Below are 14,298 nucleotides of genomic sequence, written 5' to 3' on the forward strand. Positions count from 1 at the left end.
ACCGAGTGATGTATATCAGGTCTGTTTCGTGTGCTGGATTGTTGACGCATTCATTTATTGGTATCGCATGAACCCCATCGTAATTAATCGGCTTCAACGGAAGCTGGGCTACACTTTTAATCATCAGGAACTGTTGCAGCAGGCATTAACTCACCGCAGTGCCAGCAGCAAACATAACGAGCGTTTAGAATTTTTAGGCGACTCTATTTTGAGCTTTGTTATTGCCAATGCGTTGTATCATCGTTTTCCGCGTGTGGACGAAGGTGATATGAGTCGCATGCGCGCCACGCTGGTGCGCGGTAATACGCTGGCTGAATTAGCCCGTGAGTTTGATCTCGGCGAATGTTTACGTTTGGGGCCGGGCGAACTGAAAAGCGGCGGCTTCCGTCGTGAATCTATTCTGGCTGATACCGTCGAAGCACTGATCGGCGGCGTCTTCCTCGACAGTGATATTCAGACTGTTGAACAACTGATCCTTAACTGGTATCAAACCCGTCTGGATGAAATTAGTCCGGGCGACAAACAAAAAGATCCGAAAACGCGTTTGCAGGAATACTTGCAGGGTCGCCACCTGCCGCTGCCGTCTTATCTGGTAGTACAGGTCCGTGGCGAAGCGCACGATCAAGAATTTACTATCCACTGCCAGGTTAGCGGCCTGAGTGAACCGGTGGTTGGCACAGGTTCGAGCCGTCGTAAGGCTGAGCAGGCTGCCGCCGAACAGGCGTTGAAAAAACTGGAGCTGGAATGAGCGAAGAAAAAACCTATTGCGGATTTATTGCCATCGTCGGTCGCCCGAACGTTGGTAAATCCACCCTGTTGAATAATCTGCTTGGGCAGAAGATTTCCATTACCTCCCGTAAGGCGCAGACGACCCGTCACCGCATTGTCGGTATTCATACCGAAGGCGCGTATCAGGCTATTTATGTTGATACCCCGGGCCTGCACATGGAAGAAAAGCGTGCCATCAACCGCCTGATGAACAAAGCGGCCAGCAGTTCTATTGGTGACGTTGAATTGATTATTTTCGTCGTAGAGGGCACGCGCTGGACGCCGGACGACGAAATGGTGCTGAACAAACTGCGTGACGGTAAAGCCCCGGTTATCCTGGCGGTCAACAAAGTGGATAACGTTCAGGAAAAAGCCGATCTGCTGCCGCACCTGCAGTTCCTGGCAAGCCAGATGAACTTCCTCGACATCGTACCGATGTCTGCCGAAACCGGCATGAATGTCGATACCGTTGCGGGCATCGTGCGTAAGCATCTGCCGGAAGCGATTCATCACTTCCCGGAAGATTACATCACCGACCGCTCGCAGCGCTTTATGGCCTCTGAAATCATCCGTGAAAAGCTGATGCGTTTCCTTGGTGCTGAACTGCCGTATTCTGTGACCGTTGAGATTGAGCGCTTTATCCCTAACGAACGTGGCGGCTACGACATCAACGGCCTGATCCTTGTCGAACGCGAAGGGCAGAAGAAGATGGTAATTGGCAACAAAGGGGCCAAAATTAAAACCATCGGTATTGAAGCACGTAAAGACATGCAGGAAATGTTCGAAGCGCCTGTGCACCTTGAACTGTGGGTGAAAGTGAAATCTGGCTGGGCCGATGACGAACGCGCGCTGCGCAGTCTCGGTTACGGCGACGACGTCTAAACCCTTCCTCTGAAAGACGACGAGTATTATGATGGATGGATGGCAACGCGCATTTGTCCTGCATAGTCGCCCCTGGAGCGAAACCAGTTTAGTGCTGGACGTTTTCACGGAAGAGTCGGGTCGCGTGCGCCTTGTGGCTAAAGGCGCACGTTCCAAACGCTCTAATCTGAAAGGCGCACTCCAGCCTTTTACCCCATTATTACTTCGCTTTGGTGGACGTGGTGAGGTCAAAACCCTACGTAGCGCTGAAGCCGTCTCTCTGGCACTTCCGCTTAGCGGAATCACGCTGTACAGCGGTCTGTATATCAACGAACTCATTTCTCGCGTGCTTGAGTACGAGACCCGCTTTTCTGAACTCTTTTTCGATTACCTGAACTGTATCCAGGCGTTGGCAGGCACATCCGGTTCACCAGAGCCCGCCCTGCGTCGCTTTGAGCTGGCGTTGCTCGGTCATCTGGGCTACGGCGTGGATTTTGCCCACTGTGCGGGCAGCGGTGAACCGGTGGACGACACCATGACCTATCGCTATCGGGAAGAAAAAGGGTTTATCGCCAGCATCGTTATTGATAACAACACCTTTACCGGACGCCATCTCAAAGCACTTGCATCGCGTGAATTTCCGGATGCCGATACGTTACGTGCCGCGAAACGCTTTACCCGCATGGCGTTAAAGCCGTATCTTGGTGGTAAGCCGTTAAAAAGCCGGGAACTGTTCCGGCAATTTTTGCCAAAACGCGCAGTAAAAACAAATAATGATTAACGAGGATTGTCATGGCCGAATTACTGTTAGGCGTCAACATTGACCACATTGCCACTTTACGTAACGCACGCGGCACCGCATACCCGGACCCGGTTCAGGCGGCATTTATCGTTGAGCAAGCGGGGGCGGATGGGATCACCGTTCATCTGCGTGAAGACCGTCGTCATATTACTGACAGAGACGTGCGAATTCTGCGTCAAACGCTGGATACACGTATGAATCTGGAAATGGCGGTGACGGAAGAGATGCTGGCCATCGCGGTTGAAACCAAGCCGCATTTCTGCTGCCTGGTGCCGGAAAAACGTCAGGAAGTCACCACTGAAGGCGGCTTGGATGTGGCGGGTCAACGCGACAAAATGCGTGATGCCTGCAAGCGTCTGGCGGATGCGGGGATCCTGGTCTCGCTGTTTATCGATGCCGATGAAGAACAAATTAAAGCGGCTGCTGATGTTGGCACGCCGTATATTGAAATTCACACCGGCTGCTATGCTGATGCGAAAACCGATGCTGAACAGGCCAGCGAACTGGCACGTATCGCCAAAGCTGCGACCTTTGCTGCCAGCCTGGGTCTGAAGGTGAACGCCGGTCACGGCCTGACTTACCATAACGTCAAAGCTATTGCGCGGATCCCGGAAATGCACGAGCTGAACATTGGTCATGCGATCATCGGACGTGCGGTGATGAGCGGTCTGAAAGACGCCGTAGTGGAAATGAAACGTCTAATGCTGGAAGCGCGTGGCTAATGGCGATTCTGGGATTAGGCACGGACATCGTGGAGATTGCGCGCATTGAAGCGGTGATCTCCCGTTCCGGCGATCGGCTGGCCAGACGCGTCCTCAGCGACAACGAATGGACCATTTGGGAAACGCATCAGCAGCCGGTGCGTTTTCTGGCGAAGCGTTTTGCGGTAAAAGAAGCGGCGGCAAAAGCCTTTGGCACCGGCATTCGTAACGGGCTGGCATTTAATCAGTTCGAAGTGTTCAACGATGAACTCGGCAAGCCGCGTTTGCGGTTATGGGGAGAGGCGTTAAAACTGGCGGAGAAGCTCGGTGTTATGCATATGCACGTGACGCTGGCCGATGAACGTCACTATGCCTGCGCCACGGTCATTATTGAGAGTTAAAGCTTGTCTGCGTGATGCATTAACACAAACTTATCCCACAGCTGTTCTTCTGTTTCGATATGTGCCGGATCTTTCAAAATAGTATTGGGGATCGGGCACACCTTTTGACAGGTTGGCGTGTCGTAATGACCTACGCATTCCGTACACTTGTCGCTGTTAATCTCGTAAATGCTGTCACCCATTGAAATGGCCTCATTCGGGCATTCGGGTTCGCACATATCGCAATTGATACACTTTTTAGTGATTAACAGGGCCATCAGGAAACTCTCAAAACATCACAAATCGGGCGGGTATTATACGCGCATTCTTTGCTCAAACCAGTTTTTTTACCAGCGCTTCGCTGTGGCGGATCCGCTCCGGGGCATGTTCGAGATCTTGCTGCACCAGCGCCATAAACAGTAAATCAGTCAACATCATTTGCGCATGCGTTGATGAAATTGCGGCACTGCGCGTGGCCTGCTCTTCGGCAATGGTGTACAGGCAACGGGTGGCGCGCTGCTGTAGGGCATTGGGAGTAAAGCCAGTGATGGCGAGGATTTTTGCCCCGGTGCGTAATGTTTCATCCGCGGCCAGATTGAGTTCGCGTCGCTCTCCGCTATACGAAATGGCCAGCAGCAGATCGTTTGAATCCAGCGCCTGTACGGTCGCCAGCAGGGCATGCATATCGCGTTCAACGACCGCATTAAATCCTATCTTCAATAGCTTCCAGGCAAAATTTTGCGCCACCAGGCCCGAGGCGCCAATGCCGGTGAGGATAATGCGCCTGGCTGTGCGCAGCATCGTGACGCTTTCCATTAGTTTGTCTTCGCTATTGACGTCCAGCGTGGCATGCATCGCTGCTACGTTCTCCTTAATTAGCTTCTCACCTACCAGTCGCATAGGATCGTCACCGCGGATCTGATTGTGCACCGGAACCGAATGCGGATTGGGATTGCTGGCCAGCGCTTCGCTGATCGCCAATTTGAGGGCCGGGAAGCCTTTAAAGCCCATTTTCTGCGCGAACTTCACGACGCTGGACTGGCTAACGCCCGCTTCAAAAGCTAGCTGCTGTGAGCTGAGATGACGCACATTATCTGGTTGCGTAAGAAGATAATCCGCAAGCTTTTTATCGCTTTGTGCGAGGTCAGGGTAACGCTGACGAATGCGAATCAAACAGTTCATGCTGTCTCCTGGCGAAAACGTGATGGCGATTACAAAACAACATTTCACTCGCCTGAGTGAATATAATATTCCATTATGACGGATTATTATGAATTAAAAATTCCTAAGGAACAAAAATGAATCTCGGTGCGTTAGTGTCAGAAACCCGCAATCCACAAACGATGGATCTCGATGCGTTATCCACGCTTGAGCTGGTACATCGTTTTAATCAACAGGATACGCTGGTAGCGGAAGCAGTAAAAGCGACACTGTCTGAAGTTGCGCATGCGGTTGATGCGGCTGCGCGGGCACTTAAAGCAGGTGGGCGGATTATTTACATGGGGGCAGGGACTAGCGGACGTCTCGGCGTGCTGGATGCCTCAGAATGTCCGCCGACTTTTGGTGTACCGCACGGATTAGTGGTCGGGCTGATTGCCGGTGGGCCAGGGGCGTTATTAAAAGCGGTTGAAGGCGCAGAAGATAACTCGCAGCTTGGGGAAGATGACCTGCGGGCGCTGAATCTGACCGCGCAGGATCTGGTTGTCGGTCTGGCGGCATCGGGTCGGACACCGTATGTGATTGGCGGCCTGAAATATGCACATGCGGTGGGCTGTACGACGGTCGCGATTTCCTGTAATCCGGACTCACCTATTGCCCGTGAAGCGGATATCGCCATCTCCGTGGTGGTTGGTCCGGAGGCGCTGACCGGTTCAACCCGTCTGAAGTCGGGCACCGCGCAGAAACTGGTGCTAAATATGATTTCCACCGGTGCGATGGTGAAGTTTGGCAAGGTGTATCAGAACCTGATGGTGGATATGAAAGCGACCAACGCCAAGCTGGTCGATCGGGCCTGCCGGATGGTGGTGGAAGCTACCGGCATTTCGCGCGAAGACGCTGAAACGTTACTGAAGCAGACCGATTTTGACGTTAAGCCCGCCATTCTGATGGCGCTGACCGGGCTAGACGCGACGGCAGCCAGGGCAAAACTCTCCGCTCACCAGGGTTTTTTACGCGCGGCGTTAGAATACTAAGAGGTACATATGGACAAAACGGCGGCGCTTGCTAGCGATATTCTGCTGGGGGTTGGCGGAGAAAAAAATATTCTGCGCCTGGAAAACTGTATGACCCGCGTCAGGGTAGAAGTCCAGGATGACGACCAACTGGATATTCCCCGGCTGAAGCAGCTGCCCGGCGTCAGCGGCTATGTGAAGCAGGGGGCGCAGCATCAGATTATTGTCGGTCCCGGTAAGGCCGCCAAAGTGGTGGATGCCATGCGTTCTCTGATTGCTGATGACGGCGAACGTCCGCATGCACACGACATTGAACGCACAAAATCTCAGGTGAAAGCGAAGTACAAAGCGCCAATGAGCGATGCGCTGCGTAAACTGGCAAACGTCTTTATTCCGCTGATCCCGGCGTTTATCGCCTCCGGTTTGATTACCGGTATTATCAATATCCTCAAGCGCCCTGATATTGTGGGCGACTTTGCCACCCATTATCCCAATATGCTGGGGCTGTTAGGTATTTTCGGCAGCGCCGTTTTTGCCATCATGAATATTCTGGTGGGGGTGAATACGGCCAAAGTGTTTGGGGGTTCGCTGGCAATGGGCGGCGTAATGGCCGGCATTCTCTCCAGCCCACAGCTAGCGCAAATTACCCTGTTTGGCGAGGCGCTACAGCCCGGGCGTGGCGGGGTGATTGCGGTGCTGCTGGTGGTGGCGTTAATGTGCTGGATAGAGCGCAAATTCCGCGAGGTGTTGCCGGAATCGCTGGAGTTGATCCTTAATCCGTTGCTGACCACCCTGATTACCGGGACGATTGCGATTGTGGCGCTACAACCGCTCGGTGGCTGGATTTCCGAGTCCATTGCCCACGGCGCCTCCTGGGCGATTGATCGCGGCGGTTTCCTGGTCGGCGCGGTGCTGGCGGGAACGTTCCTGCCGCTGGTGCTCACCGGACTCCATCAGGGGCTGGTGCCGATTCACGTGGAACTGGTGCAGGCGCATGGCTATAACGCGCTATTTCCCATCCTGGCGATGGCCGGGGTCGGTCAGATTGGCGCCGCAATTGCTGTTCTGATGAAAACCCGTAACGCACGACTGAAAAAAGTGATCAAAGGCGCGCTGCCGGTCGGGTTACTGGGCATTGGCGAGCCGTTGATTTTTGGCGTAACGCTGCCGCTGGGTAAACCGTTTATCGGCGCTTGCCTCGGTGGTGCGGTCGGTGGGGCGCTGATCAGCTACTGGAAAGTGGCGACGGTTATCACCTTTGGTATCTCGGGATTACCGCTGGCGCTGACGATTGTTGCCGGAAAAGTGATGTTCTATCTGTTAGGCTATCTGGTAGCGGTTATCGCCGGGTTCTTGTTTACCTGGCTATTGGGGTTCAACGATCCAGAGGACTAAGGTTTGACCAATCACGAGCGTCGCGTTGTCTTTTTTGATTTGGACGGTACGTTACACCAGCAGGATATGTTCGGTAGTTTTCTGCGTTATCTGCTGCGCCGCCAACCGTTGAATGCGCTGCTTGTACTGCCGCTGTTACCGATTATCGCGGTGGCGATGTTGCTCAAAGGGCGCGCCGCCCGTTGGCCAATGAGTTTGCTCCTGTGGGGATGCACTTTTGGTCGGCGAGAAGCACGCCTTAAAGCCCACCAAGCTGATTTTGTGCGTTGGTTTCGCCATCACGTGACGGCGTTTCCGCTGGTGCAGCAGCGCCTGACCACCTATCTGTTAAGCTCTGATGCGGATATTTGGCTGATCACCGGTTCCCCGCAGTCGCTGGTCGAGCAGGTTTACTTTGACACCCCGTGGCTGCCTCGGGTGAATCTTATCGCCAGTCAAATGGCGCGCGGTTACGGTGGCTGGGTGCTGCCTTTACGCTGCCTTGGCCATGAGAAAGTCACCCAACTGGAACGCCAGATTGGCGCCCCGCTGGCGCTGTATAGTGGCTACAGCGACAGTAAGCAGGACAATCCGCTGCTCTCGTTCTGCCAGCATCGTTGGCGCGTCACGCCGCGTGGAGAGCTGCAGCAACTCGAATAGAGTAAACGATAGCGTCTGTGTATAATGCGCCCGCTTTGATTACTGGAGTTCTGCCTTTGTCTGATGTTGAATTTAGCCACGAATACTGGATGCGTCATGCGTTAACGCTAGCAAAGCGCGCCTGGGATGAGCGTGAGGTTCCGGTAGGCGCGGTTCTGGTGCATAACAATCGTGTAATTGGCGAAGGCTGGAATCGGCCGATTGGTCATCACGATCCCACCGCTCATGCTGAAATCATGGCGCTGCGTCAGGGCGGGCTGGTCCTGCAAAATTACCGTTTACTGGATGCCACACTGTACGTCACCCTTGAGCCATGTGTGATGTGTGCGGGTGCAATGGTACACAGCCGTATCGGTCGGGTGGTATTTGGTGCGCGTGATGCGAAAACGGGGGCCGCAGGTTCGTTAATGGATGTACTGCATCATCCGGGCATGAATCACCGGGTTGAGGTGACAGAAGGCATATTGCGTGATGAATGCGCCACCCTGCTCAGTGACTTCTTCCGTATGCGTCGTCAGGAAATTAAAGCCCTGAAAAAGTCCGTCACGGAGTGATTACAGCGGTAGGCCGGATAAGGCTTTTAAGCCGCCATCCGGCATGAGCATGCCACTACTTTTCCTCCTTCTTCTGCGGGGAAAACAGCAGTGAAGGGGTGTGCGTCAGATAGTTCGACGAGGTTTGCGAGAGAAACGCTGAGAGCGGAAATTTCTCTTTCCCTAACAACTCTGCGGGCGAAACCGCCGGATAATCCTGCGCCAGTTGCTGCGTTTCGATCGCCTGCTTTTCTTTCTCCTGCAGATATCCCACCAGACTTATCTGATACTTACGGATATTCTCTACGTAGGCATAGGCTTCGTGGCCGCGTGCATAGCCATAGGTCAGTTTTTTGTACCAGGGCTTTTGGCTGAGCAGCGGCAAGCGCTGTTTTACGTCGGCCCAACTGTCCGGGTTACCTTTGGTTTTTACCGTCAGCGCGCGGGCATCCAGCATATGCGCATACCCCATATTATAGGCGGCAAGCGCAAACCAGATCCGTTCGCCCTCGGGGACGGTATCCGGAACTTTACTCATCATATCTTGCAGATAGCGAGCGCCCCCGCTGATGCTTTGCTCGGCGTCGGTTCGGTCCGTTAATCCCAGACTCTGGGCGGTATTTTTGGTCAGCATCATCAGACCACGTACGCCGGTCGGCGAGGTGGCCTGTGCATCCCAGTGCGATTCCTGATAAGAGATGGCCGCCAGCAATCGCCAGTCTATCTCTTGCGCATATTTCTCAAACAGCGGCTTGAGATCAGGCAATACGCTGTCGACCGCCCGTAAAAACGTGCGGGTATCAACATAGTCAAAATCATTGCCATGCCCGAGATATTTTTCTTCCAGCCGCGCCAGTAACCCGTCTTCATTGATGGTGTTAAAGAAATCCAGCAGGGCGGCGGAAAGTGTATTGTCATCGTCCAGCGGGCTAAACCAGGTCACCGGTTGTTCGTCAGAGACATCCAGTGCGACGGCCAGTTCAGGGTGTACGCGCTGATACAGACTGATCGCTACGGAATCGGCAATGGTGTAGTCCAGCTTGCCGTTGATGACATCATCGAGCAGTTCCGTGGTGCCCTTTTTATCATCGACCTTCCAACTCAGCTCAGGAAATTTTGTTTCTTTCAGGTGTTGCAGGTCATTCACCACCACGTGCCCGGGGGCGATAGTCAACTGTTTATCTGTCACGTTGGCCAGGGTGCGTGGACGATATTGCCCGACCCGATACACCAGTTGCTGGGAAACCGAGTAGTAGGTGGGGCCTGGCTGGTAATTTTTGACCCGTTCGCTGTTATAGACCAGACCGGCGGCGAGCAGATCGGCCTTGCCGTTGTCGAGGTCGTCAAAAAGCTGGCTGATGTTCTGGCGCACGGTGATTTTTAACTTCACGCCTAAATAACGGGCGAACTGTTGGGCCAGCTCATAATCCAGCCCGAAGCGTTTCCCGGTAAGGGTAGAATGCGTTAACGGAGAGTCAATGGTACTGACGCGCAGCTCTCCCCGCGATTGAATGGCGGCGATACGATTGTCGGCTTTACCGAACCAAGGAATGGATGGCCACAAGGCCGCTGCCAGCAGCAACGTCAAAATGCCGATAAACAGATAATTAATCTTTAATTTTTTCAATTAGTTAATTCTCTGAACCGTGCGTTGTTTCAGTCTGCTATGGTCGTGATTAGGAAGTGAATTCATCATCAATGAGCGGCATTTTGCTTAAACTTGCGTCAGTTGGCAACTCCTTCAGCAGGGGAGCAGCATTTGAGGATAACTGACGGTTGTGATTTTATTTCGACGCAAACGGTTTCGTCGGCGCGGCAGATTCTTTATAATGACGCCCGTTTCCCCCCTTGCGCACACTTATAAGCGCCTCAGGCGCTTCGAAGACGAGAGACTTATGATGGAAATTCTGCGTGGTTCGCCTGCACTGTCTGCATTCCGTATTAACAAATTGCTGGCGCGTTTTCAGGCGGCCAATCTTCAGGTTCACACTATTTACGCCGAGTATGTCCATTTTGCTGACCTGAATGCCCCGTTAAACGAGGATGAGCATGCGCAACTTGCACGCTTGTTGCAATACGGTCCGAGTCTCAGCAGCCACGTCCCTGAGGGCAAGCTGCTGCTGGTTACGCCTCGCCCGGGAACCATCTCCCCCTGGTCTTCTAAAGCGACTGATATTGCCCATAACTGCGGCTTGCAACAGATTAGCCGTCTGGAACGTGGTGTTGCCTACTATGTTGAAGCCTCCACGCTAAGCGCTGAACAGTGGCAGGAAGTGGCTGCCGTGTTACACGACCGCATGATGGAAACGGTTTTCTCTGCGCTGGACGATGCACAAGCGTTGTTTGCTCATCACCAACCGGCGCCGGTTTCTAGCGTTGACCTGCTGGGTACAGGTCGCCAGGCGCTGATCGACGCGAACCTGCGTTTGGGTCTGGCGCTGGCAGACGATGAAATCGACTATTTACAGGATGCGTTTATCAAACTGGGACGCAACCCGAACGACATCGAGCTGTACATGTTTGCGCAGGCCAACTCTGAGCACTGCCGCCATAAAATTTTTAACGCCGACTGGGTAATCGACGGTAAACCGCAGCCGAAGTCGCTGTTCAAGATGATTAAAAACACCTTCGAAACCACGCCGGATCACGTCTTGTCTGCCTATAAAGACAACGCGGCAGTGATGGAAGGCTCTGAGGTCGGGCGCTACTTCGCCGACCATCAAACCGGTCGTTATGATTTCCATCAGGAGCCTGCGCATATCCTGATGAAGGTCGAAACCCACAACCACCCGACCGCTATCTCTCCATGGCCGGGCGCAGCAACTGGCTCCGGCGGTGAAATCCGCGACGAGGGTGCGACCGGGCGTGGCGCGAAGCCGAAAGCTGGGCTGGTGGGTTTCTCCGTGTCCAACCTGCGTATTCCGGGCTTTGAACAGCCGTGGGAAGAAGATTTCGGCAAGCCGGATCGGATCGTTACCGCACTGGATATCATGACTGACGGCCCGCTGGGCGGCGCGGCGTTTAACAACGAATTCGGTCGCCCGGCGTTGACCGGCTATTTCCGTACCTATGAAGAAAAAGTGAATAGCCACAACGGTGAAGAGCTGCGCGGCTATCACAAACCCATCATGCTGGCCGGTGGGATCGGCAACATCCGCGCCGATCACGTGCAGAAAGGTGAGATCGTCGTCGGTGCCAAACTGATCGTCCTCGGCGGTCCGGCAATGAACATCGGGCTTGGCGGCGGGGCGGCGTCTTCAATGGCCTCCGGCCAGTCCGATGCCGATCTGGATTTTGCTTCCGTACAGCGCGACAACCCAGAAATGGAACGTCGTTGTCAGGAAGTGATCGACCGCTGCTGGCAGATGGGGGATGCGAACCCGATTCTGTTCATCCACGACGTGGGTGCGGGCGGTCTGTCTAATGCGATGCCTGAGCTGGTCAGTGACGGCGGACGCGGCGGTAAGTTTGAGCTGCGCAATATCTTAAGTGATGAGCCAGGCATGAGTCCGCTGGAGATCTGGTGTAACGAATCTCAGGAGCGTTACGTCCTGGCGGTTGCTGCAGATCAGTTGCCCCTGTTTGACGAACTGTGTAAGCGCGAGCGCGCACCGTATGCGGTAATCGGTGAGGCCACCGAAGAGCAACATCTTTCGATGAATGACCGTCATTTCGATAATCAGCCGATCGATCTGCCGCTCGATGTGCTGCTGGGCAAAACACCAAAAATGACCCGCGATGTGCAAACGCTGAAAGCGAAGGGCGAGCAGCTTGCGCGTGAGCAGATTACGCTGGGCGATGCGGTCAACCGCGTGCTGCACCTGCCTGCCGTCGCAGAAAAAACGTTCCTCGTAACCATCGGCGACCGTACCGTCACCGGCATGGTAGCGCGCGACCAAATGGTCGGGCCGTGGCAGATCCCGGTGGCGAACTGCGCAGTGACCACCGCCAGCCTGGATAGCTATTATGGTGAAGCGATGTCTCTCGGTGAGCGTGCGCCGGTTGCGCTGCTGGACTTCTCTGCCTCTGCCCGTCTGGCAGTGGGGGAAGCGCTGACCAACATTGCGGCGACGCAGATTGGCGATATCAAACGTATCAAGCTCTCCGCAAACTGGATGGCGGCAGCCGGCCACCCTGGCGAAGATGCTGGGTTGTACGAAGCGGTCAAAGCGGTAGGGGAAGAGCTATGCCCGGCGCTTGGCCTGACTATCCCGGTGGGTAAAGACTCCATGTCGATGAAAACCCGCTGGCAGGAAGGCAACGAACAGCGTGAAATGACCTCGCCGCTGTCGCTGGTGATCACCGCGTTTGCCCGTGTGGAAGATGTCCGTCACACCATCACCCCTGAACTCTCAACCGAAGACAACGCCCTGCTGCTGATTGACCTCGGTCTGGGTCATAACGCGTTGGGTGCGACTGCACTGGCGCAGGTCTATCGCCAACTGGGCGACAAACCGGCGGATGTCCGCAACGTTGCGCAGCTGAAAGGCTTCTATGATGCCATGCAGGCGCTGGTTGCTGCGCGTAAGCTGTTGGCCTACCACGACCGTTCTGACGGTGGTCTGCTGGTGACGCTGGCGGAAATGGCCTTTACCGGTCACTGCGGTATTCAGGCGGATATCAGCACGCTCGGCGATGACCGCCTGGCGGCACTGTTTAACGAAGAGTTAGGTGCGGTGATTCAGGTTCGCGCGGCGGATCGTGAGGCGGTAGAAGCGCTGCTGGCACAGCATGGCCTCGGCGACTGCGTTCACTATGTTGGCCAGGCTGAAGCCTGCGACCGTTTTGTGATTACTGCTAACGGTCAGACGGTGTTCAGCGAAAGCCGCTCCACGCTTCGTATGTGGTGGGCAGAAACCACCTGGCAGATGCAGCGTCTGCGCGACAACCCGGAATGTGCCGATCAGGAACATAACGCCAAAGCCAACGATACCGATCCCGGTCTTAACGTAAAACTGTCGTTTGATATCAACGAAGACGTTGCAGCCCCGTACATCGCCACCGGCGCACGCCCCAAAGTGGCCGTGCTGCGCGAGCAGGGCGTTAACTCTCACGTTGAAATGGCTGCGGCGTTCCACCGTGCAGGCTTTGACGCCATCGACGTTCACATGAGCGATCTGCTGGGCGGGCGCATTGGTCTGGGGAATTTCCAGGCGCTGGTGGCCTGTGGCGGCTTCTCTTACGGTGACGTATTAGGTGCCGGTGAAGGTTGGGCGAAATCCATTCTGTTCAACAACCGCGTGCGTGATGAGTTTGAAACCTTCTTCCATCGCCCGCAGACGCTGGCGCTCGGGGTGTGTAACGGCTGTCAGATGATGTCTAATCTGCGTGAACTGATCCCGGGTAGCGACCTGTGGCCACGTTTTGTGCGTAACCACTCCGATCGCTTTGAAGCGCGCTTTAGCCTGGTAGAAGTAACGCAAAGCCCGTCGCTGCTGCTGCAGGGTATGGTGGGTTCCATGATGCCGATTGCCGTTTCTCACGGTGAAGGGCGTGTGGAAGTTCGTGATGATGCGCATTTGGCGGCACTGGAAAGTAAAAGTTTGGTGGCGTTACGTTTCGTCGACAACTTTGGCAAGGTCACCGAAACCTATCCGGCTAACCCGAACGGTTCGCCAAACGGGATCACGGCGGTGACCACCGAAAATGGCCGCGTAACGATCATGATGCCACATCCGGAACGTGTGTTCCGCACGGTGAGCAACTCCTGGCACCCGGAAAACTGGGGTGAGGACAGCCCGTGGATGCGCATCTTCCGTAACGCGCGTAAACAACTCGGCTAACACGACCGCGTGATGTTCAAGGCCCCTCCACGTGAGGGGCTTTTTTTATGTTGTAGGTCGGATAAGGCGTTTACGCCGTCATCTGGCAATGTGCGCGATACTGCCTGATGGCGCTGCGCTTATCAGGCCTACGGGGAAGAGCGGTTGTAGGCTGGATAAGGCGTTTACGCCGCCATCCGGCAATAAACTCAGTGTTTGCGCCGCAAAATTAAAGTGTCGGGAATTCCCGACATCGAGGGTAGGGTGGCGTCGTCAAAAAGAGACA

13 protein-coding genes are annotated in these 14,298 nt (G+C 54.7%); 10 read left to right on the forward strand and 3 right to left on the reverse strand.

What is annotated here, in order from left to right:
• The first annotated feature begins 67 nt into the window (after nt 1-67).
• The 5 genes from rnc to acpS are packed head-to-tail and all read left to right on the forward strand — an operon-like array spanning nt 68 to nt 3,533.
• Nucleotides 68-748 carry a ribonuclease III gene (rnc, locus tag FCH32_RS00100; protein ID WP_003037579.1) on the forward strand — a complete coding sequence of 227 codons (681 nt, stop codon included), beginning with the start codon at nt 68-70 and terminating at the stop codon, nt 746-748.
• Nucleotides 745-1,650: a GTPase Era gene (gene era / locus FCH32_RS00105; RefSeq protein WP_096756127.1), complete on the forward strand. Its 906-nt coding sequence runs from the start codon at nt 745-747 to the stop codon at nt 1,648-1,650. The genes rnc and era overlap by 4 nt, the downstream gene beginning before the upstream one ends.
• Before the next feature lie 31 nt (nt 1,651-1,681).
• Complete coding sequence (gene recO / locus FCH32_RS00110) at nt 1,682-2,410, forward strand: DNA repair protein RecO (protein WP_096759353.1); 729 nt, start codon at nt 1,682-1,684, stop codon at nt 2,408-2,410.
• An 11-nt stretch (nt 2,411-2,421) separates the two neighbouring features.
• Nucleotides 2,422-3,153 carry a pyridoxine 5'-phosphate synthase gene (gene pdxJ / locus FCH32_RS00115; RefSeq protein ID WP_174360286.1) on the forward strand — a complete coding sequence of 244 codons (732 nt, stop codon included), beginning with the start codon at nt 2,422-2,424 and terminating at the stop codon, nt 3,151-3,153.
• Nucleotides 3,153-3,533, forward strand: coding sequence for a holo-ACP synthase (acpS, locus tag FCH32_RS00120; RefSeq protein WP_115257753.1), 381 nt, complete (start codon nt 3,153-3,155; stop codon nt 3,531-3,533). Before pdxJ ends, acpS begins: the two co-directional genes overlap by 1 nt.
• Here the strand turns inward: acpS and FCH32_RS00125 are convergent.
• Both FCH32_RS00125 and FCH32_RS00130 read right to left on the reverse strand, forming a co-directional pair.
• Nucleotides 3,530-3,790 (reverse strand): YfhL family 4Fe-4S dicluster ferredoxin, encoded by a 261-nt coding sequence (locus FCH32_RS00125; protein WP_096756130.1) that lies wholly within the window; start codon nt 3,788-3,790, stop codon nt 3,530-3,532. The two genes, acpS and FCH32_RS00125, sit on opposite strands and share 4 nt — an antisense overlap.
• A 55-nt stretch (nt 3,791-3,845) precedes the next feature.
• Nucleotides 3,846-4,694: a MurR/RpiR family transcriptional regulator gene (locus FCH32_RS00130; RefSeq protein ID WP_096756131.1), complete on the reverse strand. Its 849-nt coding sequence runs from the start codon at nt 4,692-4,694 to the stop codon at nt 3,846-3,848.
• 116 nt (nt 4,695-4,810) lie between these two features.
• On the opposite strand from FCH32_RS00130, the gene murQ reads away from it, so the two are divergent.
• From murQ to tadA, 4 genes are read left to right on the forward strand one after another with little or no spacing between them, the layout of a single operon-like run.
• Nucleotides 4,811-5,704, forward strand: a complete 894-nt coding sequence (gene murQ / locus FCH32_RS00135) for an N-acetylmuramic acid 6-phosphate etherase (RefSeq protein ID WP_174360287.1) — start codon at nt 4,811-4,813, stop codon at nt 5,702-5,704.
• Between the two features lie 9 nt (nt 5,705-5,713).
• Nucleotides 5,714-7,078, forward strand: a complete 1,365-nt coding sequence (locus FCH32_RS00140; protein ID WP_115257755.1) for a PTS transporter subunit EIIC — start codon at nt 5,714-5,716, stop codon at nt 7,076-7,078.
• 3 nt (nt 7,079-7,081) lie between these two features.
• Nucleotides 7,082-7,717 carry a phosphatidylglycerophosphatase C gene (gene yfhb / locus FCH32_RS00145; RefSeq protein WP_174360288.1) on the forward strand — a complete coding sequence of 212 codons (636 nt, stop codon included), beginning with the start codon at nt 7,082-7,084 and terminating at the stop codon, nt 7,715-7,717.
• 17 nt (nt 7,718-7,734) lie between these two features.
• Complete coding sequence (tadA, locus tag FCH32_RS00150) at nt 7,735-8,271, forward strand: tRNA adenosine(34) deaminase TadA (RefSeq protein ID WP_137399728.1); 537 nt, start codon at nt 7,735-7,737, stop codon at nt 8,269-8,271.
• A gap of 55 nt (nt 8,272-8,326) precedes the next feature.
• Here the strand turns inward: tadA and mltF are convergent, their stop codons facing one another.
• Complete coding sequence (mltF, locus tag FCH32_RS00155) at nt 8,327-9,877, reverse strand: membrane-bound lytic murein transglycosylase MltF (protein WP_117343491.1); 1,551 nt, start codon at nt 9,875-9,877, stop codon at nt 8,327-8,329.
• Nucleotides 9,878-10,145: 268 nt separating this feature from the next.
• Here mltF and purL point away from each other — a divergent pair, with 268 nt between their 5' ends.
• Nucleotides 10,146-14,033, forward strand: a complete 3,888-nt coding sequence (purL, locus tag FCH32_RS00160) for a phosphoribosylformylglycinamidine synthase (RefSeq protein ID WP_174360289.1) — start codon at nt 10,146-10,148, stop codon at nt 14,031-14,033.
• Nucleotides 14,034-14,298: the final 265 nt, after the last annotated feature.

The sequence above is a fragment of the Citrobacter gillenii genome (assembly GCF_013337685.1).
GTDB classification, from domain to species: Bacteria; Pseudomonadota; Gammaproteobacteria; order Enterobacterales; family Enterobacteriaceae; genus Citrobacter; species Citrobacter gillenii.

Bases quoted from the DNA above. Each gene is read 5' to 3' on its own strand.
- rnc (WP_003037579.1), top strand. From the start codon at position 68: ATGAACCCCATCGTAATTAATCGGCTTCAACGGAAGCTGGGCTACACT.
- era (WP_096756127.1), top strand. From the start codon at position 745: ATGAGCGAAGAAAAAACCTATTGCGGATTTATTGCCATCGTCGGTCGC.
- recO (WP_096759353.1), top strand. From the start codon at position 1,682: ATGGATGGATGGCAACGCGCATTTGTCCTGCATAGTCGCCCCTGGAGC.
- pdxJ (WP_174360286.1), top strand. From the start codon at position 2,422: ATGGCCGAATTACTGTTAGGCGTCAACATTGACCACATTGCCACTTTA.
- acpS (WP_115257753.1), top strand. From the start codon at position 3,153: ATGGCGATTCTGGGATTAGGCACGGACATCGTGGAGATTGCGCGCATT.
- FCH32_RS00125 (WP_096756130.1), bottom strand. From the start codon at position 3,790: ATGGCCCTGTTAATCACTAAAAAGTGTATCAATTGCGATATGTGCGAA.
- FCH32_RS00130 (WP_096756131.1), bottom strand. From the start codon at position 4,694: ATGAACTGTTTGATTCGCATTCGTCAGCGTTACCCTGACCTCGCACAA.
- murQ (WP_174360287.1), top strand. From the start codon at position 4,811: ATGAATCTCGGTGCGTTAGTGTCAGAAACCCGCAATCCACAAACGATG.
- FCH32_RS00140 (WP_115257755.1), top strand. From the start codon at position 5,714: ATGGACAAAACGGCGGCGCTTGCTAGCGATATTCTGCTGGGGGTTGGC.
- purL (WP_174360289.1), top strand. From the start codon at position 10,146: ATGATGGAAATTCTGCGTGGTTCGCCTGCACTGTCTGCATTCCGTATT.